The sequence below is a fragment of the Staphylococcus sp. HMSC36A10 genome (assembly GCF_001838845.1).
Taxonomy (GTDB): domain Bacteria; phylum Bacillota; class Bacilli; order Staphylococcales; family Staphylococcaceae; genus Staphylococcus; species Staphylococcus aureus.
The window spans coordinates 32,122-56,507 of the sequence record NZ_KV839088.1 but is presented as its reverse complement, the minus strand read 5'-3'; the positions used below and the strand labels follow the sequence as shown (position 1 = coordinate 56,507).

Genomic DNA, 24,386 nt, shown 5'->3' with positions numbered 1-24,386 from the left:
TCCCTTATCTTTTTCATTTATTATACATGTAAAATATTTTTGCGTAAAAAAACAATTGTTCATATTGAGTTCATATTTCAACCTTATACTGACGCTAAAGAAGAAATAGGGAGAAGTGAATCGATATGAAATTAGCGATAAAAGAGATTATGTTTTACAAATTTCGTTATATTTTAATCACATTAATCATTCTTTTATTAAGTATTATGGTGTTATTTATTAGTGGTTTAGCTCAAGGGCTTGGTAGGGAGAATATTTCGTTATTTGAACACTTTGATAATGATGAATATGTTGTTCAAAAAATGAAAGAGCCGCAAATTGAGAAATCGCAACTTAGTGATACGCAACAGAATCAAATTAAAAAGGTAATTCATCAAGAACCATATAAAATGAATATTCAAACATTGAAATTATCTAATAAAGAACAAGATGTGATTACAATGAATGACGTTAAACAACAACGCATACAACTTAAAAAAGGTGATTATCCTAAAAATGCTCATGAGGTCGCTATTAATGGTAAGTTAGCTGCAGACAACATTAGGGTCGGGGATAGATTACATTTTAAAAATAATTCAACTAGTTATAGAGTTTCTGGTATTTTAAACGACACAATGTATGCGCATAGTTCCATTGTGCTATTGAACGATAACGGATTTAATGCATTGAATAAGGTTAATACGGCATTTTATCCAGTGAAAAATTTAACACAACAACAACGTGATGAGCTTAATAAAATAAATGACGTTCAAGTTGTGAGTGAAAAAGATTTAACAGGTAATATTGCGAGTTATCAAGCAGAGCAAGCACCGTTAAATATGATGATTGTTAGTTTGTTTGCTATTACAGCAATCGTTCTAAGTGCATTTTTCTATGTTATGACGATTCAAAAAATATCACAAATTGGCATTTTGAAAGCAATTGGTATTAAGACAAGACATTTATTGAGTGCGTTAGTTTTACAAATTTTAACACTAACAATAATTGGGGTAGGTATTGCTGTGATCATCATAGTAGGACTATCATTTATGATGCCGGTAACGATGCCTTTTTACTTAACAACGCAAAATATTTTATTAATGGTGGGGATATTTATATTAGTAGCGATTTTAGGTGCCTCACTATCATTTATCAAATTATTTAAAGTGGATCCTATCGAAGCAATTGGAGGTGCAGAATAATGGCATTAGTCGTTAAAGATATCGTCAAAAATTTCGGAGAAGGTTTGTCTGAAACAAAAGTTTTAAAAGGTATTAATTTTGAAGTGGAACAAGGGGGATTTGTCATTTTAAATGGTGCCTCTGGTTCTGGGAAAACAACATTGCTAACGATATTAGGCGGATTGTTAAGTCAAACGAGTGGTACAGTGCTTTACAATGATGCACCATTGTTTGATAAACAGCATCGTCCTAGTGATTTGCGATTGGAAGATATTGGTTTTATTTTTCAATCTTCACATTTAGTTCCTTATTTAAAAGTGATAGAGCAATTGACACTCGTAGGCCAAGAAGCGGGAATGACCAAACAACAAAGTTCAACAAGAGCAATACAACTTTTGAAAAATATTGGGTTAGAAGATCGCTTGAATGTATATCCGCATCAGTTATCTGGCGGTGAAAAGCAACGTGTTGCGATTATGAGAGCATTTATGAATAATCCGAAAATCATTTTAGCAGATGAGCCCACAGCAAGTTTAGATGCCGATAGAGCAACAAAAGTTGTTGAGATGATACGTCAACAAATTAAAGAACAACAAATGATTGGTATTATGATTACACACGATCGAAGATTATTTGAATATGCAGATCGAGTGATTGAATTAGAAGATGGCAAAATAACTGATTAGTGGCTTGTAAAGACGCTAAATGTTAATGATTTAAGACATAGTAGTATAAAAGTTAGATAACAGAATACGATTTGGGTTTACAAAAAAGCGCGTCACTATTATATAAAATGATGACGTGCTTTAGTTTATTTATTTTCAATATAACAATTGTCTAATCAAGGATTAACGAATATTTAAAGATAGTTTGACGCAATATTAGAAACAACCTATAATAATAGTTTGTTTGTGGATTAACTATTATAAATAAAAGCGGCGTAAAGACATATAAACCAACTACTTGAACAATATAACGTTAATAACAATCTATACTGATACATTACGCCTAGATAATCTTTAATGAGCACATGTAAGAAAAAGTGATATGGTGTATGACTTCCGACACCATCGATAGATAAACCTAATTTTTGGGCTAGTCGTAAGGCGCGCAATACATGAAACTGACTTGTTACACAAACAATTTTAACTGCTTCATGATACAAATTGTTGATGATTTGTTTAGAATATAAAAAGTTTGTGTATGTATTTATAGAGTGAGATTCCATTAGTATATCTGTTTTATCAACACCATGTGCAATCAAATAACGTTGCATAGCTAAAGCTTCAGAAATTGGTTCGTCTGGTCCTTGTCCGCCAGATACAATAATCTTTGTTGCTGATGCTTGTTGTTGATAGATATCAAGTGCACGGTCTAAACGCGCTGCAAGCATTGGTGTGACAAATTCGGTAAAAATACCAGCACCTAACACAATTATGATATCAACTTCTTTGTTGTATGATCTATGTCTATATGATACTGTCCAAACGAGATAACAAATAAAGGTTAGTAACAGGGAAAGACATAATATAGCTAACCACATAGACAAACCTTTCACAATAGGTGACTGAATCGTACTTATAAATAGAAGTGCTGATGTGTAGAGTACAAATTTATATGAAAAAGATAATAATTTTTTAATAAATAAGCGACTAGAAGTATGAGAAAATAAATATCTATGTTTGAATAGCATGATAATACTGATTATTATAAATGTTACAAACATAGACCAAGGGAAAGTATAGGTCATGATGCTATAGATGAGTGACAAAAATATCGATATGACAACTAAGATGTAGCATGTTAAATTTAACGTCAGAGTATAGTTGAAAATTAACGGACAAATAACGATAAGTATAAATATTAATAATAAATTCAATAACATACTGACACCTCGCTTATAATAAATATTAAATATAAATGTAGATGATTTAATTTATTAAAGCAAGGAGAACGCAGCAACATGTAAGTCTTAATTTGTTATATTATATATGGGTCAATATTTTTGTGTTTTTTAGATGTGCGATACAATGATTGCTGAGGATACTTTATAAAAATAGTAATTAGGGAGAAATAATTATGGTAAAACATTTACAAGACCATATTCAATTTTTAGAGCAGTTTATAAATAACGTTAACGCATTAACTGCAAAAATGTTGAAAGATTTACAAAATGAATATGAAATTTCATTAGAGCAGTCTAACGTATTAGGTATGTTAAATAAAGAACCTTTGACAATTAGTGAAATCACGCAAAGACAAGGAGTAAATAAGGCCGCAGTAAGCCGACGAATTAAAAAGTTAATCGATGCTAAATTAGTTAAGTTAGATAAACCAAATTTAAATATTGATCAACGTTTGAAATTCATAACCTTAACTGACAAAGGTAGAGCATATTTGAAAGAACGTAATGCGATTATGACAGATATTGCGCAAGATATTACTAATGATTTAAATTCTGAAGATATTGAAAATGTAAGGCAAGTATTAGAAGTCATCAATCATCGCATTAAAACATATAGCAATCATAAATAGGTTTTTGAAGGTGTTCAAATATAAGACTAAATATGTATGTATTGAACACCTTCTTTTTAGTTATAATTGAGAGAGTACTTTCATAAATAATGTAATAAGGTACAATTCTAAAGTAAAGTTAATCATTTCTTGAATTGTATTCTTGGGATAATATTTGTAAAATAATAATGGTAAAATAATGAAATAATTTTTGTGATATACATATAACAATTGAAGAGGAACAGAATTGAGGTGAAAGTATGAAATCTTGCCCGAAGTGCGGACAACAAGCACAAGATGATGTACAGATATGTACACAATGTGGACATAAATTTGATAGTCGTCAAGCATTATATAGAAAGTCAACCGATGAAGATATACAAACTAATAACATCAAGATGAGAAAAATGGTGCCTTGGGCAATTGGTTTTTTCATTTTAATCTTAATTATTATATTGTTCTTTTTACTAAGAAACTTCAATTCACCTGAAGCGCAAACTAAAATATTAGTGAATGCGATTGAGAATAATGATAAACAAAAAGTAGCAACATTATTAAGTACTAAAGATAATAAAGTAGATTCTGAAGAAGCGAAAGTATACATTAACTATATCAAAGATGAAGTTGGGCTTAAGCAATTTGTCAGCGACCTTAAAAATACGGTACATAAATTGAATAAGAGTAAGACCAGCGTAGCTTCTTATATTCAAACCAGATCTGGTCAAAATATATTACGTGTAAGTAAAAATGGCACGCGTTATATCTTTTTCGATAATATGAGCTTTACTGCACCTACCAAGCAACCAATTGTTAAGCCGAAAGAAAAAACAAAATATGAGTTTAAATCTGGTGGTAAGAAAAAGATGGTTATAGCTGAAGCAAATAAAGTGACGCCAATAGGTAATTTTATACCGGGGACATATAGAATTCCAGCTATGAAATCAACTGAGAACGGTGATTTTGCAGGCTATTTAAAATTTGATTTTAGACAAAGTAATTCTGAAACGGTAGATGTTACTGAAGATTTTGAAGAAGCAAATATAACTGTAACTTTAAAAGGCGATACAAAATTAAATGATAGTTCTAAAAAAGTAACTATAAATGACCGTGAAATGGCATTTTCAAGTTCCAAAACGTATGGTCCATATCCACAAAATAAAGATATTACCATTTCAGCTTCAGGTAAAGCGAAAGGTAAAACATTTACAACACAGACGAAGACGATTAAAGCCAGCGATTTAAAATACAATACAGAGATAACTTTGAATTTTGACAGTGAAGATATCGAAGACTATGTTGAAAAGAAAGAAAAAGAAGAAAACAGCTTGAAGAACAAATTGATAGAATTCTTTGCTGGATATTCTTTAGCGAATAATGCTGCGTTTAATCAGTCAGATTTTGATTTTGTATCGTCATATATAAAAAAAGGATCATCTTTTTATGATGATGTAAAGAAGCGTGTATCTAAAGGAAGTTTAATGATGATTAGTTCACCACAAATTATAGATGCTGAAAAACATGGTGATAAGATTACCGCAACCGTAAGATTAATAAATGAAAACGGTAAGCAAGTAGATAAAGAATATGAGCTTGAACAAGGCTCGCAAGACCGCTTGCAATTAATCAAGACATCAGAAAAATAGAGTATAAAACTTAAATAAGATGCATGTGTCATGGAATACAAACAACATCCTTTCAAAGTATTTACAATTAGTGTGAATTACTTTGAAGGGATTGTTTTTTGTGGAAAAATTTATGAAGTGCTGAGGTTTATATCATTTTATACCTTTTATAAGTTGTAATGATGTTCATGAAACTTGTGACTAATGCTAATATATAAAAGAGCATATTTAAATTTAGTTTCTGTTCGTGATAGTTATAAACTAATCATTATATAAAGGAGATAGTCATATGAATGATTTAACGCATTTTAACAAGCGTTCACCGATATTTATTATTATTTTAGGATCTTTGACTGCCATTGGAGCATTATCGATAGATATGTTTTTGCCTGGATTACCAGATATTAGACATGATTTTCAAACAACGACGTCTAACGCACAATTAACATTATCGATGTTTATGATTGGTTTAGCGTTTGGTAATTTGTTTGCTGGTCCAATTTCAGATTCAACTGGGCGCAGAAAGCCGCTTATTATAGCTATGATTATTTTTACATTAGCAAGTTTAGGTATTGTTTTTGTACATAATATTTGGCTGATGGTTGCATTAAGATTTCTTCAAGGAGTGACAGGTGGCGCAGCAGCAGTTATTTCAAGAGCTATAGCAAGTGATATGTATAGTGGTAATGAACTAACTAAGTTTATGGCATTATTGATGCTTGTTAATGGTATTGCACCAGTTGTTGCGCCAACAATAGGGGGCATAATTTTAAATTATTCTGTCTGGCGTATGGTCTTTGTCATTCTGACTATCTTTGGCTTCGTCATGGTCATAGGTTCTTTATTAAAAGTACCTGAATCATTAACAGTGACAAATCGTGAGTCAAGTAGTGGATTAAAGACAATGTTTAAAAACTTCAAAATATTATTGAAGACGCCACGTTTTGTATTACCAATGCTCATTCAAGGTATGACATTTGTAATATTATTTACTTATATTTCTGCGTCTCCGTTTATTATTCAAAAAATTTATGGCATGACTGCAATACAATTTAGTTGGATGTTTGCAGGAATTGGTATTACGCTCATTATATCAAGTCAACTTACTGGGTACCTTGTTGATTTTATAGACTCACAAAAATTGATGAGAGGCATGACGATGATTCAGATTATCGGTGTAATTTTAGTGACGATTGTATTGCTTAATCATTGGAACTTTTGGATTTTAGCGATAGGATTTATCATTTTAATAGCACCAGTGACAGGTGTTGCGACACTTGGTTTTACTATAGCTATGGATGAAAGTAGTAGTGGTAGAGGGAGTTCATCAAGTTTATTAGGTTTAGTGCAGTTTTTATTTGGTGGTGTTGCATCGCCATTAGTGGGGGTAAAAGGTGAAGATAATCCTATACCTTACATAATTATTATTATAGCTACAGCAGTTATATTAATTATTTTACAGATTTATAATATGAGGGTATTTAAAACAAATCGATGATAAACATAGTTTCTTCTATTATATTGAATTGAAAAATTAAAAAACAAAACTTGAGCTATTCATAGACCTATGAATTTAGCATCAAAAATAAAAATGCCGAGATTATTATGTGGAAATCTCGGCATTTTTATATTGATAGCACCGTTACATATGTACTATTATCTATCCATTTGGTTTAACTTTATCTAGTTGTTTTATAGCATTTCTTTATTAGAATGAAACCGTATTATTGGATTTGAAGTTTAATCGTATTAGCCAATAAAATGTCAGCAACTTCTTCAGGTGATTCATTACAACCATTCGAAAGCCAATTAATAAACACCCCAGCTTGACCGCCTATGATATATGTAACATAAAGCTGTTTATTGGTTACTGTAGTACTATAGTCATTCATAATTTGTTGATAGTAATCTCTCGCTAAATTTATATAGTCTATGAATAATGTTTTCATTGGATAGGTAACTAAAATGTCTTTGAAAAACTGCTCATTGTGCTTGATATACTTAGCAATAATAATGAAGAATTTATAAAGTTTAAGCTTATCCTGTTTAATATTTTCGAAATTATGATGTAGCGCGCTTAGAAGAAATTGGAATTTTTCTTTATGCTTTGAGTTGATGGTATCCAATAAATCAAATTTATCTTTGTAATAATCATAAAAAGTAGAACGATTAATATTACAATACGCGCAAATCATTTTAGTGGATATTTCTTGAAAAGGATATTCAGCCATCAAATCAACAAGTGCGTTTTGAATTTCTATTTTGGCTTGTCGTTTCATATTGTTACACCTTTGTGAATTTTAACCAACACTCTTATAAAAATTGTTGGTGTTTTTTTAGTTATCATGTCTCTATAATAAATAAAGTGAATTTTAAAAGCAAATAGGAGGAAATGTTTCATGAAAAAGATGATATTAATTAATGTCATTACGGTTGTTGTACTGTTAGCAATTGGGATTGCTGGCTTTTATTTCTGGAATAAAACAACAAGCTATGTAACAACTGATAATGCAAAAGTAAATGGCGATCAAATTAAAATAGCAAGTCCTGCATCTGGACAAATTAAATCACTTAATGTTAAACAAGGTGACAAACTCGATAAAGGTGACAAAGTAGCAACTGTTACTGTACAAGGTCAAGATGGCGAAACGAAAGATATGGATCTTAAAATGCCTCAAAAAGGTACAATTGCCAAATTAGATGGTATGGAAGGTTCAATGGTGCAAGCTGGTAACCCAATCGCTTATGCATACAATTTAGATGATTTATATGTAACAGCAAATATTGACGAAAAAGATATTAAAGATGTTGAAGTAGGTAAAGATGTTGATGTGACTATTGACGGTCAAAAAGCTTCTATTAAAGGTAAAGTTGATAGTATTGGAAAAGCAACTGCTGCAAGCTTTTCATTAATGCCATCATCAAATAGTGATGGTAACTACACTAAAGTTTCTCAAGTAATACCTGTTAAAATCACTCTAGAATCAGAACCGTCTAAACAAGTTGTTCCTGGAATGAACGCTGAAGTAAAAATCCATAAAAATTAAGGGGGTCATTAAATGACTACGACCTTCATTATTAGCTACATTATTTTAGCGCTCATTATTGTTGGGGTTATCAATTTATTTTTAATAAGATCAAGAAAAAAAGGCAAACGCCAACAAAAGGAACAACAATTTACGACACGTCAATCAAATCAATCTAAATTTAAAGCTAGTGATTTAGACAAAACAACTGATCAATCGACACAACGTATGACGCATGAAGAGTTGCGTGTTGACAATCAAGATGATCATAGCCAAGTTAGTCTAAATGGTTACACAAAGGGGTCTGAGAAAGATCAAGAAGCATTCACTAATAATAATGGTGAGGAAGCAGTTGCTGCTAAAAATCCTGAATCAGAAGAATATAAAGTGAATGAAAAAATAAAAAAAGAACATAAAAACTTTATTTTTGGTGAAGGTGTTTCACGCGGTAAAATATTAGCGGCATTATTATTCGGTATGTTTATTGCGATTTTAAACCAAACATTATTAAATGTTGCTTTGCCAAAAATTAATACGGAATTTAATATTTCTGCGTCAACAGGGCAATGGTTGATGACGGGATTCATGTTAGTAAACGGTATTTTAATACCAATTACGGCGTATCTATTTAATAAATATTCATATCGAAAATTATTTTTAGTTGCGTTAGTACTCTTTACAATTGGTTCATTAATCTGTGCGATTTCAATGAATTTCCCAATCATGATGGTTGGACGTGTATTACAAGCCATTGGTGCAGGTGTACTAATGCCATTAGGTTCAATTGTTATTATTACAATTTATCCACCTGAAAAACGTGGTGCTGCCATGGGTACAATGGGTATCGCAATGATTTTAGCACCTGCAATTGGTCCAACATTATCAGGTTATATTGTACAAAATTACCATTGGAATGTGATGTTTTACGGTATGTTCATTATCGGGATTATCGCTATTTTAATTGGTTTTGTATGGTTTAAGTTATATCAATATACAACAAACCCTAAAGCTGATATCCCAGGTATCATTTTTAGTACGATTGGTTTTGGTGCTTTGTTATATGGTTTCTCAGAAGCTGGCAACAAAGGTTGGGGTTCAGTAGAGATAGAAACAATGTTTGCGATTGGTATTATCTTTATTATTCTATTCGTTATTAGAGAATTAAGAATGAAATCACCAATGTTGAATTTAGAAGTATTGAAATTCCCAACATTTACATTAACAACAATTATTAATATGGTTGTAATGTTAAGTTTATATGGTGGTATGATTTTATTACCGATTTATTTACAAAATTTACGCGGATTCTCAGCATTAGATTCCGGATTGTTATTATTACCTGGTTCTCTAATTATGGGTCTACTAGGACCATTTGCAGGTAAATTGTTAGATACTATTGGTTTAAAACCATTAGCTATCTTTGGTATTGCTGTCATGACTTATGCAACATGGGAATTAACTAAATTGAATATGGATACGCCATATATGACAATCATGGGCATCTATGTACTACGTTCATTTGGTATGGCATTTATAATGATGCCAATGGTAACTGCAGCTATTAATGCGTTACCGGGACGACTTGCCTCTCATGGTAATGCTTTCTTAAATACGATGCGTCAATTAGCAGGCTCTATAGGTACAGCAATCTTAGTTACTGTAATGACAACACAAACTACACAACACTTATCAGCTTTTGGGGAAGAGTTAGATAAAACGAATCCTGTTGTACAAGATCATATGCGTGAATTAGCATCACAATATGGCGGACAAGAAGGCGCAATGAAAGTGTTACTACAATTTGTAAATAAACTAGCAACGGTTGAAGGTATTAATGATGCATTTATAGTTGCAACGATATTTAGCATCATCGCCTTAATTTTATGTTTATTTTTACAAAGTAATAAAAAAGCAAAAGCTACAGCTCAAAAGTTAGATGCAGATAATAGTATCAATCATGAATAAATAAAATAAATTAATTGAAGTGTGACTAATCAAAAATTATGTTGTGGGGACATGATTTTTAAAGTATCGGTGCCAAATATGGTTATCGATACTTTTTTTATTTGTTGATTTATAGAATGTTAGAGGAATTATATTAAAATTTGGCATTGACGTAGTAGGTCATTAATAAAGAAAAAGCAGGAAGTGGGTCAACGAAATGAATTTTGTGAAAATAACATTTCTGTCCCAATCCCTACTATATAACATTATTTTAAACGAGGCATGCGATTACGGAAGAATAAGCTTATAACAAGTAAACCGATGCTACAGCCAAGTAAAATGATGCCGTTATGAATAGCGTCAGCTTCTGTAATCACTTGATCTGGTGGTACATTTAAATAATATTTTTTGAAAACATCTGCAATTTCTTGTGCGAGTGCTTTAATAATATAACTGAAATACAATGTAATGACTAACATAATTGTTAACACTAAAATATTTACTACTTTTAGAACTGTGCGATTAAATACAATTGTCAGTATTGTTATGACTAGGCTAACGATACATAAAATAAAGAAACCGTTAAAGACTAAAATTAAGCGATCGATTCCTTGTTGTAAATCATTGATATTACCCAAATTAATATTTAATTGATGCATTTTTCCAATTGTCTCGTTAAAATTTTTAATGCCATCAAAATCTACAGATTCTTTGGTGAAGACAATATTAAAAATGGGTTGTTTCCACATGCTGTATCCAGCGATTGCGGTTAATATAACAACAATGATTTGAATAATCATGCTTACCAATGAACGTTTTTTCTTACCATATCGCTTACCACGATGAATATTCGGTTGTTGAAATGTCTCATCAAATGGTTCTAATCGTTGATTTGGATTTGTCATGCAAGGTACCTCCGTATAAAGTTCTTTTCTTTACTTATCAATATGTCTAGTTGTCTGTTATAATGATGAAAAATCACTGTTCAATTGTAGTCTTAAATTTGAAAGTGAAAAAGAAAATATCTTCTACATTATATACTTTTTTTGGCAAAGAATGTAGGGGATAGACAATCATTGGATACATAAAATATATAAAGGTAGGTTAAGACATTGATTAGAAACCGTGTTATGAATAGCGTTGTCAATAAATATTTGCTTCACAATCGCTCGATTATGTTTAAAAATGATCAAGATGTTGAAAGATTTTTTTATAAAAGAGAAATTGAAAATAGAAAAAAACATAAGCAGCCTTCAACATTAAATGTTAAAGCAAATTTAGAAAAATTATCATTAGATGATATGCAAGTCTTTCGCTTTAATTTCAGACATCAAATTGATAAGAAAATTTTATATATTCACGGTGGATTCAATGCACTACAACCATCACCGTTCCATTGGAGATTGTTGGATAAAATCACTTTAAGTACATTATATGAGGTTGTACTGCCTATCTATCCAAAGACACCAGAGTTTCATATTGACGATACTTTCCAAGCGATACAACGTGTTTATGATCAATTAGTATCTGAAGTAGGACATCAAAATGTCGTAGTCATGGGTGATGGTTCAGGTGGTGCACTGGCATTATCCTTTGTACAATCTCTTTTAGATAATCAACAGCCATTACCGAATAAATTGTATTTAATCTCACCAATTTTAGATGCAACACTATCTAATAAAGATATTTCGGACGCCTTAATCGAACAAGATGCGGTTCTAAGTCAGTTTGGTGTCAATGAGATTATGAAAAAATGGGCGAATGGCCTACCATTAACAGATAAGCGCATATCGCCAATTAATGGCACAATAGAAGGATTGCCACCAGTTTATATGTTTGGTGGTGGACGTGAAATGACACATCCTGATATGAAGCTATTTGAACAAATGATGTTGCAACATCATCAATACATTGAGTTTTATGATTATCCTAAGATGGTACATGATTTTCCAATTTATCCAATTAGACAATCACATAAAGCTATTAAACAAATTGCCAAATCGATAGATGAGGATGTAACACAAAATAACTAATAACATATAAATGACCCAGTTACGATTTCATGCAAGATGATATTTGACATGAAAACGTAATTGGGTTTTGTTTTTGAAAATATAGCAAGGGTTATATAGACTAATTGTTAATGAGCTTCTGAGTGAAAATCACCAATAAGTGTATTGATATGTGTGATGATAAAGTATTGCCCTTTAATTTGATAAAATTGATCTAAAAAATTATCGAATTGACGTGGAATATCACTAAGTTCTGCAAAGTTAGCTGTTTTATCATAATTGCGATGAGCAACCTCATTTTGAAATTTATCATAATGTTCTAGGAAATGTTGATCTTCAAGCTGTTGTTCCACAATAGTCATAATATTATCGATGGCTTGCTTTTGTCCTTGAACATAAGCCATATGCACGCCACGCTTAAGTAGCTGATTTGCTGGTCCGTTAATGTATAACCCTTTTTGTGCATTTAATTCTGTTAATTCAAACTTAACATCATCTAATAAATCTAGTAATTCGATATGAATCTTTTGTTGTAATGCATCTGTCATTTTAATGCTCCTTTGTGTGGAATTGCTATTTTATGTCCTAATTGTTCAGGCCAAGTGATAGTTGATTGATTTTTATAATAGTGTGCTATTTGTGTTGAAAATGATTCAGGAAAAGCATCAGAACGACGTGTGTGCTGATTAATTCCCATCATCATTACTTCATTTGTTGATGCTAGTGTACCATCTTCTTTAGTTAATGTTAAAAATAAATGCAACCGCTTATAATCGTAATCATAAATATATAAAGTAACAGTAAATACATCGCCAAGAGACAATTCTGAGAGGTATGTCGTATGTTCTTCTAGTGTAAATAGCGTATATGCTAAATTTTCGCGTTCTTTTAAAGAAAGACCGTGGCTGTAATTAAAACGATTCACGACGTCACTAAAAATGATATTATAATTTGCATCATGCATATGATTGTTATGGTCAATGAATTCAGATGTTACGGTTTGAGTATGTGTAAAAAGTTGTTTGATAATAACCATCTCCTTAGTGACTATCATACTAAAATAAATTAAGACATACACGTTATTTAATTCATGATAAAATAATAGAGAATTCGTTATTTAGGGGGAGTATCGATGGCTTTAAAGATACGGTATCAAACTACATATGAACCGTTTAAAGTAGTTGATGATATCAAAGAGATACCAAAAGATGCGACTATTGTTTGGTATGATTTTGATGAACCGAATGAACAAGAAAATGAATGGTTTAAAGCACATTTTAATTTTAATGATTTAGAAGTGGATGATGCAATTAACGGTATGCCACGAGCTAAATATAAATCTTATAAAGATTATCAATACTTAGTATTCCATAGTATTATGGGGTCAAACTATTCACCAATAGCACTAAATATTTTTATACAAGACAATGTATTAGTAACATATCATCATCAAACGTTGGAATCATTAAATAAAGTAGTCTATAAGTATATGAATACATTAGATGCAGAATTAGATTGTGCAGATGTCGTCATATTAATTTTAGATATGATGGTTGATAAATATTTCAACTTTGTATATGCACTTGAAGATAGTGTTTATCATTTTGAAGACCGCCATGTAGATGATCGCTTTAATAAAATGGTCATGGATAGTGTCTTTAAGTTACGTTCGGATTTGATTAAAGTAAAACGTGTACTGTTTCCTATGCAAGAGCTAATTGATACAATGAAACAAAATGGTGATTTGATTATAGATAATAAACATTCGCTATACATTCAACATATCGATGACCACTTGATTAAGCAACGTAATATCATTCGTACTGCTCAAGAAATGACAAACGAAATACGAGAAAATTTTGAGTCATACACGTCATTTAGAATGAATAGTATTATGCAAGTACTGACATTAGTATCAGTTATATTTTCACCGTTAACATTCATAGCTGGGATTTATGGTATGAACTTTGTAAATATGCCGGCATTACATTTACATTATGGATATTATATTTGCTTAGCTGTAATGTTTGTTATAGCTGTCGTATTAATCATCTTTTTCAGACGTAAAAAATGGTTTTAAATTAGAAATGACGAAAAGGTAGGTTTAATCATGAGTGATTTTCAAAGAGAACAGAGAAAAAATGAACATGTTGAAATAGCAATGGCCCAATCTGACGCAATGCATTCAGATTTTGATAAGATGCGTTTTGTGCATCATTCTATCCCATCAATTAATGTAAATGATATCGATTTGACATCACAGACGCCTGACTTAACGATGGCATATCCGGTTTATATTAATGCAATGACGGGTGGTAGCGAGTGGACGAAAAACATCAATGAAAAGCTAGCTGTAGTTGCAAGAGAAACTGGCTTAGCGATGGCAGTTGGATCAACACATGCGGCATTGAGAAATCCACGCATGGCTGAGACGTTTACGATTGCGCGAAAAATGAATCCTGAAGGCATGATTTTTAGCAATGTTGGTGCGGACGTACCAGTAGAAAAGGCTTTGGAAGCAGTTGAATTACTTGAGGCACAAGCGTTACAAATCCATGTTAATTCTCCTCAAGAATTAGTTATGCCTGAAGGGAATCGTGAATTTGTGACTTGGTTAGATAATATAGCGTCGATTGTATCACGAGTGTCTGTTCCAGTCATTATAAAAGAAGTTGGATTTGGTATGAGCAAAGAATTAATGCATGACTTACAACAAATAGGCGTCAAGTATGTCGATGTTAGTGGCAAAGGTGGTACTAACTTTGTAGATATTGAAAATGAACGTCGTGCAAATAAAGATATGGATTACTTATCATCATGGGGACAGTCTACAGTTGAGTCATTACTTGAAACAACGGCTTATCAAAGCGAAATTTCAGTTTTCGCGAGTGGTGGTTTACGTACACCACTCGATGCAATTAAAAGTTTAGCACTTGGTGCAAAGGCAACTGGTATGTCACGTCCGTTTTTAAATCAAGTTGAAAATAATGGCATTGCACATACAGTAGCTTATGTAGAATCATTTATTGAACACATGAAATCAATAATGACGATGTTAGATGCTAAAAATATTGACGACTTAACACAAAAACAAATCGTATTTAGTCCGGAAATATTGTCATGGATAGAACAACGTAACTTGAATATACATCGAGGATAAATAAAAGAGGAGGCGAAGGCCTCCTCTTTTATTTATGAGTTTGGTGTTTAACTAAACCATTGTATGAATCCCATAATGACTATAACACCAATTAAATCGATTAAGAATGCACCAACAATAGGTACAACTAAATATGCTTTAGGTGAGTTTCCATATTTTTTAGTAATAACATCTAAATTTGCCATGGCATTTGGCGTTGCACCAAGCCCATGACCGATAAAACCACCTACCATTACTGCAGCATCATAATCTTTTCCTAAACCTCTAAATAAAATTAAAACAGCAAATAAAATCATAACGACAACTTGAACTAAAACGATAATAATAAGAGGTATAGCAAGTTTATAAATTTCGATTAATTGAATGCTCATTAGCGCAAGAGATAAGAAAATACCTAATGCGACATCGCCAATTTGATTAGTAATTTTTAAATCTACAATATTAAAATTAAAACTTTCAGAGATATTTCGGACAATAACAGCTACAAATAATGAGCCAACGTAAATTGGAACATTAATCCCTGTTTGAGCTGTAAACAAATGACTGAAATAACTTCCAACTGCCATACAGAATACAACGATTGTAAATTGAATGAAGAATACTTCAGTGGCATTAAATTTACTATGTAAATGTTCGTTATATGCTACTTGGCTATAATCTTTAAATGTATCGTCACTATGTTGAGGCTTTAAGTTATAACGTTTGATTAAAAATTTTACAACTGGACCACCGATAAGCCCTCCAAATACAAGACCTAAAGTTGCAGCTGCAAGAGCCGCTGTCAGTGCCGAATCAATACCTAAATCTTGAATTGTCTTACCATAAGCAGCAGCATTACCATGACCGCCTTCCATAGACATGGAACCTGCTGTTAATCCTAACAAAGGTTTAATATTTAATACTTTTGCTAGTGATACACCAACTATGTTTTGAATGACTGAAATGATAGCACAAAACATAAAGTATAATAGCAAGACTTTGCCACCTAATTTAAATAATTTCAATGATGCACCAAGACCGATTGTCGTAAAGAATGCTAACATGAAGAAATCTTGAATGAATGAAGCATCTAATTTAATCTTAACCATGCCAAATGAATCCAAAGCCGCAACTAAAATAGCAAAGATTAAGCCGCCAATCACTGGTGCTGGTATACAAATGCGTTTCAAAAAATTAACGTGATTAACGATAGCTTTACCAAGTAAGTAAAGTATACAGGCTAAACATAATGTTGTAATTGCATTAAGTTCTATCATTTTCAAATCCCCCTTGTTGAATATCCCTCTCCCTAAATAAGCTTTTATATGTAAGCGTTATAAAAGGGCACTTTTAACATTATACATGCAACAAATCAATATTTCTAGTTTTTGAAAATAATATCAATAATATTAATGCATCTAAATTTAATAATTATAAATAATTCTATTGTTATATTTTATAATTAAGAACAAGTTCAATAAGAGGAGATGAATCAAAAAATATGATGGACAAAAAAACAATCAACCCATCCGCATGTTGGCGGCACGATTGATTGACTTATAAGGAGATAGATTTCATTTTCATGATAGTAATCAATGAAAGATGGCATTTATTTCCAAGTATCTTCGGGAAACATACAATCTGATTTACGCATGCGAGACACAAATGGATTACCTTTCACTGTGTAACGTAAAGATTTATGTGTCCAATCACCTTTATTTGGAATACCGATTCGTGGACTAGCAATAATATCTTTAGGATATTTACGATTCTTAGTATCAATAGACAATCTACAGTCATTTAACGTAGCGCCATCGATAGCCCGTGGAATGTTAAATGCCTTAGTCCATTTTCCTGGGCCATTCGTTACCTCGTAGCCTTTCTTACCTCTGTTATGGAACATAGCGGATAAACCGTCTTCTGGTTCAATTGCGCGGATAAGTACGCCTTCAGGTATACCTTCAGATTTTGTTACAAAATTAATGAGTAAATGCGTATGCATGACATGTGCATAAATTGTACCACCACGTTTATATAATGACGTGACTTTAGGTGTTATTTTACCGCCATAGCCATGAGCCGCACGATCATTCAAACCTAAGTATGCTTCCGTTTCCACGATGTAGCCTGTATACGTTTGAGTGGTATCCTGATAAATCACTTTGACACCTAATAAGTTTTTAGCAATTTGTCTTGTATCATTATTAACGAAATCCATAATATTCTCCTCGCAATTATATGATTAATTTAAATAAAAATGAAAAAGATATTTTTATTGTGGTAAATGTTTGATAAAATAGTATTGTTAAGAATTATAAAAATGTAAAGTATATACTTTGTTATGGAATATTTTATTTGCAGAGATTGAGACTCTTTTAAACGTGAACATTGCAGTGTGACATATTTTTAGTATAGTTAACGAAGCGTTGACTTTCAAATGAGTCTCCATATAGATGTGTACTTGTAGCGGGTTTTCATTTTACTAGTGATGAAATATAAAGTTCATTTTCCAAAGTGATTGACGATTGAAATGAAGTGGCTTGATAATGAATCTTGTAAATTATAACGGTAACAATAATTAAAAATATAAATATGATTAACGAAAGGGAGATTACAATGGAACAATTACCTCAAGTAGGTTTTATGAAATCATTCGTATTATTTTGGAAAAATTATGTAAATTTTAAGGGGAGATCAAGACGTAGTGAATATTGGTATATGGCACTATGGCATTTGATACTTATGGTTCCAGCTGTGTGTGTGCTAATAATAAACCTATTTCTATTCTTTATTTCTATAGCGGCAGATAACGAAACATTAATAGTTATGAGTATATTGATGATTATCCTTACATCTGTGTATACTTTTGTCTATAGTTTGGCAACGTTTATTCCAAATTTAGCGTTGTGCGTTCGAAGATTTCACGATATATCAAGAACAATGTTATTTCCAATGATTATGACAGTATTCAGTATTATATTTTATATAGTATTACAGATTATCGATAGTTATTATGACAGTGATTTTACATTAATGCCGATGGGTCTTAATATTTTGTTAGTACTTCTTTATTTTGTTTATTTAGGCCTAACAATTGTTATGATAGTATTCCTATGCTTTGACAGTAAGCCGGCAAATAAATATGGCGAAAGCCCAAAATACCCGTCTACAATTAAAAATCAACCAGTGACATCTGAAACACCGAAAACACCGGAAGAAACAGATAATCAATTGTAATGATATAAATATCTCGGCACAATGATGCTGGGATATTTTTTTACAAATAAGGCAATAAAGGTATGGGAAATGCGTATCTAGCGCTAATGATACTTAACATGCAAAGAAGATACTATTTAAATATTTCAATTTCAGAAATTTTAAAAATAAATTCACTTTTAAAATATTGTATTTGTAGAGAATAGAAATGTTATATTAAGATAAATACATATTGTTTTAGGAGGCAAAGTATGGGACTTGTAATTGAACATGTTACGAAACGTTTTGGCAAGATGACGGCAGTAAATGATATTTCATTAGAGTTAGAATCAGGCAAAATGTTAGGTTTTCTAGGCAGAAATGGTGCAGGTAAAACAACGACATTTCGTATGATTTTAGGCTTAAGTGAACCAACTGAAGGACACATTACGTATAACGGTAAAAAACTAGATAAAACAATGTACAATCGTATTGGTTATTTACCGGAAGAACGCGGTTTACATGGGAAATTGACAGTTGAAGAAGAATTGAAATATTTGGCAACTTTAAAGGGAATGTCAAAAACAGAAATACAACAGCAAATATCGTATTGGCTTGAGCGTTTTGATATTACTGAAAACCGCAAAAAACGAATTGATAGTCTATCAAAAGGGAATCAACAAAAAATTCAGCTGTTAGCAAGTATGTTACATAAACCAGAATTACTAATATTAGATGAGCCTTTCAGTGGTCTAGACCCAGTTAATGTTGAGTTATTAAAAGAAGCAGTTAAAGACTTAAATGATTGGGGCAGTACAATCGTTTATAGTTCTCACCGTATGGAGCATGTTGAAGAATTATGTGATGATGTTTGTATTTTAGATAAAGGTCAACTTGTTGTTTCTGGTGATATCAATCATGTACGTGCATCTAATGGTAACAAGAAAGTTGTCATTGAATCAGAAACAACACTACCAGATTTAACAAACATTAGAGGCATCATTCATAGTGAAAACATGAAGCAAGGTCTTCAGTTGACGATTGAGAATGAAGACGTAGCCAAAGATATTTATCAAGTTGTGGCACATCAAGGTTATGTTAAACGATTCCAAGTTGTAGAACCATCATTACAAGATATATTCATTGAGAAGGTTGGTGGCAAGGATGCATAAGTTTTGGGCGACATTTACTTTGACATATATCAAAAAAATTAAAGCTAAATCATTTGTAATTTTTATGATTATTATTGCTGCCTTAATGATTGGCCTATCTAACATTGATAAGATTATTAACATGTTTGATGATGGTCCAGATAAAATTGGTGTAGCAGCACCGAATGAACAAATCTATAAGGTTTTCAAGCAACAGGCGAATACATTTCATAGTGATGCTAAGTTTACTAAAGTTTCTATAGAAGATGCTGAAAAAGAAGTAAAAAAACATAAACTTGATAAAGCTTATATTATCAAGGTGAATCAAAATCGCACGTTACAAGGGACAATCATTAGTGAGAAGCGAGTAAGTCATGAAGATTCACAAAAAGTACAAGCACTGCTTACAGCTATTCAAACAAATATGGTAGCCGGGGAATTAAATATCAACAAAGAAGACTTACAAAAATTACAAGCACAAAGTAAAGTTGATAATAAGGTGATTTCTAATGATGAAGTCGATAAAGTATCAGAAGGACAAAAGATTTTCAACTATGCTTTAGCTTATGGCATTATCTTTCTAATGTTCTTCATTGTTTTAAATTATGCATCTCAAATAGCTATGGAAATTGCTAGTGAGAAAACATCGCGTGTCATTGAAATGATTATTACAAGTATTTCACCAATCCAACATATTTTTGCTAAAATTTTAGGCGTTATAGCAGTTGCCGTGACTCAGATTATTTTAATTGTATTGATGGCATTTATATGCATTTTTGCCTTTGACTTAAAAGACTTGCTACAAGGTTTTAACGTGGAAATGAATCAATTGTCTTGGCAAATTATTATTGTCGGAATTATAAGTAGTATTGTTGGAATTATGGCGTATGTATTACTTGCAGCCATCCTCGGATCATTAACATCTAGAATAGAAGATTTAAATCAATCTTTGATGCCACTGACATTACTTGGTATGATTGCATTTTATATCGCGATATTCACGATAAATAATCCTGATGGACAACTTGCTTTAATCACAAGTTATATTCCGTTTTTAGCGCCATTTCAATTAGTTGTACGCGCTCAAACTTCAGGGCTTCAAATATATGAGGTCATCTTAAGTTCTTTAATCTCAATTGTAATGGTAGCTGTCTTGATATGGATTGCAATTAAAACATATAAAGATTCAGTACTTACATTTGAACGTGGCTTATTTAATTCAATGAAACGTGTATTTAAAAAATAAAATTGATGAGAGTGACACACATTTATCATATAAAATGATGATGAAAGCGTGTTACTCTTATTTTTTTATATTTAGCTATAGAATAATGTCTAAAAAAGTGTACAATATGAATGTGAAAACGAACTTTTTAAAATGGGAATGTGAAGTAAGAAGAAATGTAAACAAATGATATGTAGCCGATAGATTATTGATAGCAAATATGTGATGGAGTGATTTCATGTTATATCCGATTTTTATATTTATATTAGCTGGCTTATGTGAAATAGGTGGGGGATACCTGATTTGGCTGTGGCTTAGGGAAGGACAGTCTTCACTTGTTGGGCTAATAGGCGGTGCGATACTCATGTTATATGGTGTCATTGCGACATTTCAATCATTTCCATCATTCGGAAGAGTATATGCAGCATATGGTGGCGTATTTATCATCATGAGTTTGATTTTTGCGATGGTCGTAGATAAACAAATGCCAGATAAATATGATGTTATCGGTGCAATCATTTGTATTGTAGGTGTTTTAGTAATGTTGCTACCCAGCAGAGCTTGAACACTTGTGGTTAGAAGGGAGAAGTAAAAATGATAGTTGAAGTTGAGCACCAAAGACAAGGTGTAGATTTAATCAAAATTGATAATGATGAAACTAAAATTATTTTTACGAATTATGGAGCAAGAGTAGTGTCTTGGAAATATCATGATAATAATATTGTTCTTGGAAATGTTGTTGAAGCGGATGAATTTTATCATAGTAATCCTTTTAAATTTGGTGCTTCTATAGGAAGATATAGCGGTAGAATTGATAATGCTAAATTTAAGTTGAAAGGTAAAGAATATCAGTTAGAAAAAAACAACGGTGAACATCATTTACATGGTGGATGTCATGGTTTGGACAATAAGTTATTTGATTATGAAATTAGAAATGAAATTGCTCAAATTAAAGTTATATTTAAGACGGTGTTGAAATCAGCTGATGATCATTTCCCGGGTGATATCGATGTGACGATTACACATATTTATGATGCGGATCACCAATGGTCGATTGAATACGAAGCAGTTGCATCAGAAGACACATTGTTTAGTCCTACGAATCATGTGTACTTCAATTTGAATCGAGATAATAATGTCGTTGATAATCATCGCATTTCAAGTAATCAATTAGATATGTATGTATTAGATGAGCGAAATATTGTTACAGGTGATATTCTAGATTTACATGAAGTGTTTGAAGATAACAAGATAAAATTGAGTGATATTTTTACATCACAACATGCGCAATTAAGCCAACAAATGACACGTTTTGGTGGTCTTGATCACCCATTTACAGTTGGTGAACATAAAATGTATGTTGAAAATCATGAATTTATGTTAGAGGTCGATACAGATATGCCTCATGTTGTGTTCTTTACTTTTAACCAGCCTGATGAGTGGGATAGTCCATTTAATATTTATAAACCACATTCTGGCTTTACATTAGAAACACAATTTTTACCAAATGATATTAATTTATATGGTGAAAAAGCACCGTCAATTTTAAAAGCTGGTGAAGTGTTCAATTCGAAAACAAGTTTCCGTATCGAAGAAAAAGTAGAAAATGATTAAAAGTATCGGCATTTATATAATATTTATGTTATTTGGCGGAATTTTGAATAGGTTATCAAGAATCGTATCAAATGAAGTGACATCATTAATATACAGTTTGAAATAAAGAAAATATATAACATAAAAAAGGAATCAATAGCATCAGTGGTTATAGATAAGACTATTATACAAACGATGTGTAAGTTGATTCCTTTTTGTTTTGAAAAGTTCATTTAACACTTATAATGAAAGGTAATTATTTCAATGTTCTGTTATACATTTTTTGAAGTTTATCGCGTCTTGTTGGTGACAGAAATGGATTGTTTAGTGCATATCGTAACATATCTTGATTTTGTCTATCATTATAATAAAGGTCATTAAGCTGTTGTACAGATAAACGATGTTCGATTGGTGCTTCTTGTATTAAGTAAAGCTGATCATTTGGAGATACATAGCCTTGTTTTAATACCCGGAAATAGAAACCTGTTTTACCAGATGTAGACATGCGCTTCACTAAATCAGGAATATTATATTTTGCTTGAATTTTCCAGCATGGTTCTCTAATTTCAGAAACCTCAATTAACGCTTCACCTAAACGATATTGATTACCAAAGTAAACATCAGATTCGTCTAAATAATCAAATGTTAAATTCTCTCCAAACATCGCATGAGTAGGTAGTGTAGGTAAATCATCTTGATACAGTGCATAATTATGTTTACTAAACCCACAAACTGCTTTATGTGGTCCACCATGATCTTTATAAGCCTGTTCATCACCAGTGAAACCAGTTGAAGATAACCATGTTGTTTGTGAAATCTTAGTTTTATCTAAAGCAGAGCGCATCGGTCTTTTCGAGCTATAAGGCAAATCTTGGATTTTTCCTGTCGAAATTGCGTGAATTGATATCATATCATTCTCCTTAACGAGTATTATTTAAAATATATTGTACTATAAAACATTTTTAGAATTGTAAATTCTGATTGATATGTTTAAAAAAATGTTAGAAATAAGGGTATGTTAATTTATATGAGTCATGTAAAATATGAATTGAATAGATTACATAAATATGGGAGGCTACCTTCATGAAAGATGTCAAAGCACTCAAGTTAATGACATTAAATGATGTTTTAAGTCAAATCAATGGTGACATGACGCTGGGAATTGGTACAGGAAGTACAATGGAATTACTCTTACCTCAAATGGCGCAACTAATTAAAGAACGTGGTTACAATATTACAGGTGTATGCACTTCTAATAAAATTGCATTTTTAGCAAAAGAATTAGGTATTAAAATATGTGAAATCAATGATGTTGATCATATCGACTTAGCAATTGATGGTGCTGATGAAGTAGATCCATCTTTAAATATAATTAAAGGTGGCGGTGGTGCGCTGTTCAGAGAGAAAGTTATAGATGAAATGGCATCGCGTTTTGTTGTGGTTGTCGATGAAACGAAAATAGTTCAATACTTAGGTGAGACGTTTAAGTTACCAGTAGAGGTGGATAAATTTAACTGGTATCACATATTACGTAAAATTGAATCATACGCTGATATAAAAGTAGAACGTCGTGTAAACGAAGATGTCGCATTTATAACTGATAATGGCAATTATATTTTAGATTGTAAGTTACCAAAAGGAATTGACCCATATAAGTTCCATGAGTATTTAATTCATCTGACAGGTGTGTTTGAGACAGGATACTTCTTAGATATGGCAGATCAAGTTATTGTAGGCACTCAAGAGGGTGTTAAAATTTTAGAAAAATAATATATAGTATAGAAAAGCGCTTGCTAGCATCATCT

At 31.7% G+C, this 24,386-nt stretch carries 26 protein-coding genes; 18 read left to right on the top strand and 8 right to left on the bottom strand.

Annotated elements, in window-relative coordinates:
- Positions 1 to 125: 125 nt before the first annotated feature.
- The gene (locus HMPREF3247_RS04085; protein ID WP_000761399.1) at positions 126 to 1,181 is read left to right on the top strand and encodes an ABC transporter permease; all 1,056 of its coding nucleotides are present in this window, start codon (positions 126 to 128) and stop codon (positions 1,179 to 1,181) included.
- Positions 1,181 to 1,846: an ABC transporter ATP-binding protein gene (locus tag HMPREF3247_RS04080; protein ID WP_064129931.1), complete on the top strand. Its 666-nt coding sequence runs from the start codon at positions 1,181 to 1,183 to the stop codon at positions 1,844 to 1,846. Before HMPREF3247_RS04085 ends, HMPREF3247_RS04080 begins: the two co-directional genes overlap by 1 nt.
- 230 nt (positions 1,847 to 2,076) lie before the next feature.
- On the opposite strand, the gene HMPREF3247_RS04075 is transcribed toward HMPREF3247_RS04080, so the two are convergent.
- Positions 2,077 to 3,045: a YdcF family protein gene (locus HMPREF3247_RS04075; protein WP_001549718.1), complete on the bottom strand. Its 969-nt coding sequence runs from the start codon at positions 3,043 to 3,045 to the stop codon at positions 2,077 to 2,079.
- Between the two features lie 194 nt (positions 3,046 to 3,239).
- On the opposite strand from HMPREF3247_RS04075, the gene HMPREF3247_RS04070 reads away from it, so the two are divergent.
- From HMPREF3247_RS04070 to HMPREF3247_RS04050, 4 genes are all read left to right on the top strand, one after another.
- On the top strand, positions 3,240 to 3,695 hold the full coding sequence (locus HMPREF3247_RS04070) for a MarR family transcriptional regulator TcaR (protein ID WP_000238542.1): 456 nt from the start codon (positions 3,240 to 3,242) through the stop codon (positions 3,693 to 3,695).
- A 239-nt stretch (positions 3,696 to 3,934) separates the two neighbouring features.
- Positions 3,935 to 5,317: a glycopeptide resistance protein TcaA gene (tcaA, locus tag HMPREF3247_RS04060; protein ID WP_000833809.1), complete on the top strand. Its 1,383-nt coding sequence runs from the start codon at positions 3,935 to 3,937 to the stop codon at positions 5,315 to 5,317.
- Between the two features lie 30 nt (positions 5,318 to 5,347).
- Positions 5,348 to 5,476, top strand: a complete 129-nt coding sequence (locus HMPREF3247_RS04055; protein WP_001790052.1) for a hypothetical protein — start codon at positions 5,348 to 5,350, stop codon at positions 5,474 to 5,476.
- 109 nt (positions 5,477 to 5,585) lie between these two features.
- Entirely contained in the window at positions 5,586 to 6,794 is a 1,209-nt protein-coding gene (locus HMPREF3247_RS04050) for a putative multidrug effflux MFS transporter TcaB (protein ID WP_000999132.1), read from the top strand.
- Between the two features lie 226 nt (positions 6,795 to 7,020).
- On the opposite strand, the gene HMPREF3247_RS04045 is transcribed toward HMPREF3247_RS04050, so the two are convergent.
- The gene (locus HMPREF3247_RS04045; RefSeq protein WP_000828569.1) at positions 7,021 to 7,575 is read right to left on the bottom strand and encodes a TetR/AcrR family transcriptional regulator; all 555 of its coding nucleotides are present in this window, start codon (positions 7,573 to 7,575) and stop codon (positions 7,021 to 7,023) included.
- Positions 7,576 to 7,695: 120 nt separating this feature from the next.
- Between HMPREF3247_RS04045 and HMPREF3247_RS04040 the strand changes: the two genes are divergently transcribed.
- Together HMPREF3247_RS04040 and HMPREF3247_RS04035 are read left to right on the top strand one after the other, a co-directional pair.
- Complete coding sequence (locus HMPREF3247_RS04040) at positions 7,696 to 8,343, top strand: HlyD family secretion protein (RefSeq protein ID WP_000738250.1); 648 nt, start codon at positions 7,696 to 7,698, stop codon at positions 8,341 to 8,343.
- Between the two features lie 12 nt (positions 8,344 to 8,355).
- On the top strand, positions 8,356 to 10,287 hold the full coding sequence (locus HMPREF3247_RS04035; protein ID WP_000213881.1) for a DHA2 family efflux MFS transporter permease subunit: 1,932 nt from the start codon (positions 8,356 to 8,358) through the stop codon (positions 10,285 to 10,287).
- 245 nt (positions 10,288 to 10,532) lie between these two features.
- On the opposite strand, the gene HMPREF3247_RS04030 is transcribed toward HMPREF3247_RS04035, so the two are convergent.
- Positions 10,533 to 11,171, bottom strand: a complete 639-nt coding sequence (locus HMPREF3247_RS04030) for a hypothetical protein (RefSeq protein ID WP_000184227.1) — start codon at positions 11,169 to 11,171, stop codon at positions 10,533 to 10,535.
- Positions 11,172 to 11,378: 207 nt separating this feature from the next.
- Here HMPREF3247_RS04030 and HMPREF3247_RS04025 point away from each other — a divergent pair, with 207 nt between their 5' ends.
- A complete protein-coding gene (locus HMPREF3247_RS04025; protein ID WP_000620864.1) occupies positions 11,379 to 12,299 on the top strand; it encodes an alpha/beta hydrolase fold domain-containing protein in 921 nt (306 codons plus the stop codon).
- A 107-nt stretch (positions 12,300 to 12,406) separates the two neighbouring features.
- Here the strand turns inward: HMPREF3247_RS04025 and HMPREF3247_RS04020 are convergent, their stop codons facing one another.
- Together HMPREF3247_RS04020 and HMPREF3247_RS04015 are read right to left on the bottom strand one after the other, a co-directional pair.
- Complete coding sequence (locus HMPREF3247_RS04020; protein ID WP_000128656.1) at positions 12,407 to 12,826, bottom strand: hypothetical protein; 420 nt, start codon at positions 12,824 to 12,826, stop codon at positions 12,407 to 12,409.
- Complete coding sequence (locus tag HMPREF3247_RS04015) at positions 12,823 to 13,314, bottom strand: thioesterase family protein (protein ID WP_000234728.1); 492 nt, start codon at positions 13,312 to 13,314, stop codon at positions 12,823 to 12,825. Before HMPREF3247_RS04015 ends, HMPREF3247_RS04020 begins: the two co-directional genes overlap by 4 nt.
- 96 nt (positions 13,315 to 13,410) lie before the next feature.
- On the opposite strand from HMPREF3247_RS04015, the gene corA reads away from it, so the two are divergent.
- Positions 13,411 to 14,358 carry a magnesium/cobalt transporter CorA gene (gene corA, locus HMPREF3247_RS04010; RefSeq protein ID WP_001185431.1) on the top strand — a complete coding sequence of 316 codons (948 nt, stop codon included), beginning with the start codon at positions 13,411 to 13,413 and terminating at the stop codon, positions 14,356 to 14,358.
- Between the two features lie 30 nt (positions 14,359 to 14,388).
- Entirely contained in the window at positions 14,389 to 15,438 is a 1,050-nt protein-coding gene (fni, locus tag HMPREF3247_RS04005; protein ID WP_001279381.1) for a type 2 isopentenyl-diphosphate Delta-isomerase, read from the top strand.
- Positions 15,439 to 15,485: 47 nt separating this feature from the next.
- Here the strand turns inward: fni and gltS are convergent, their stop codons facing one another.
- Together gltS and HMPREF3247_RS03995 are read right to left on the bottom strand one after the other, a co-directional pair.
- A complete protein-coding gene (gltS, locus tag HMPREF3247_RS04000) occupies positions 15,486 to 16,694 on the bottom strand; it encodes a sodium/glutamate symporter (protein ID WP_000571584.1) in 1,209 nt (402 codons plus the stop codon).
- 332 nt (positions 16,695 to 17,026) lie between these two features.
- Positions 17,027 to 17,635 carry a DNA-3-methyladenine glycosylase gene (locus tag HMPREF3247_RS03995; protein WP_000348294.1) on the bottom strand — a complete coding sequence of 203 codons (609 nt, stop codon included), beginning with the start codon at positions 17,633 to 17,635 and terminating at the stop codon, positions 17,027 to 17,029.
- Between the two features lie 398 nt (positions 17,636 to 18,033).
- Here HMPREF3247_RS03995 and HMPREF3247_RS03990 point away from each other — a divergent pair, with 398 nt between their 5' ends.
- From HMPREF3247_RS03990 to HMPREF3247_RS03970, 6 genes are all read left to right on the top strand, one after another.
- Positions 18,034 to 18,654, top strand: a complete 621-nt coding sequence (locus tag HMPREF3247_RS03990) for a DUF805 domain-containing protein (RefSeq protein WP_000436820.1) — start codon at positions 18,034 to 18,036, stop codon at positions 18,652 to 18,654.
- Between the two features lie 230 nt (positions 18,655 to 18,884).
- Entirely contained in the window at positions 18,885 to 19,784 is a 900-nt protein-coding gene (locus HMPREF3247_RS03985; protein WP_000524830.1) for an ABC transporter ATP-binding protein, read from the top strand.
- Entirely contained in the window at positions 19,777 to 21,009 is a 1,233-nt protein-coding gene (locus HMPREF3247_RS03980; RefSeq protein WP_000548699.1) for an ABC transporter permease, read from the top strand. Before HMPREF3247_RS03985 ends, HMPREF3247_RS03980 begins: the two co-directional genes overlap by 8 nt.
- Positions 20,993 to 21,178, top strand: a complete 186-nt coding sequence (locus HMPREF3247_RS14235; protein WP_001789152.1) for a hypothetical protein — start codon at positions 20,993 to 20,995, stop codon at positions 21,176 to 21,178. Before HMPREF3247_RS03980 ends, HMPREF3247_RS14235 begins: the two co-directional genes overlap by 17 nt.
- Positions 21,179 to 21,226: 48 nt before the next feature.
- Positions 21,227 to 21,553, top strand: coding sequence for a YnfA family protein (locus HMPREF3247_RS03975; RefSeq protein WP_000966695.1), 327 nt, complete (start codon positions 21,227 to 21,229; stop codon positions 21,551 to 21,553).
- 29 nt (positions 21,554 to 21,582) lie between these two features.
- The gene (locus HMPREF3247_RS03970; protein WP_000634685.1) at positions 21,583 to 22,602 is read left to right on the top strand and encodes an aldose epimerase family protein; all 1,020 of its coding nucleotides are present in this window, start codon (positions 21,583 to 21,585) and stop codon (positions 22,600 to 22,602) included.
- Positions 22,603 to 22,837: 235 nt separating this feature from the next.
- Here HMPREF3247_RS03970 and HMPREF3247_RS03960 read toward each other — a convergent pair whose 3' ends face one another.
- Complete coding sequence (locus HMPREF3247_RS03960; protein ID WP_000623452.1) at positions 22,838 to 23,491, bottom strand: MOSC domain-containing protein; 654 nt, start codon at positions 23,489 to 23,491, stop codon at positions 22,838 to 22,840.
- A gap of 173 nt (positions 23,492 to 23,664) precedes the next feature.
- On the opposite strand from HMPREF3247_RS03960, the gene HMPREF3247_RS03955 reads away from it, so the two are divergent.
- Complete coding sequence (locus HMPREF3247_RS03955; protein ID WP_000655864.1) at positions 23,665 to 24,351, top strand: ribose 5-phosphate isomerase A; 687 nt, start codon at positions 23,665 to 23,667, stop codon at positions 24,349 to 24,351.
- Positions 24,352 to 24,386: the final 35 nt, after the last annotated feature.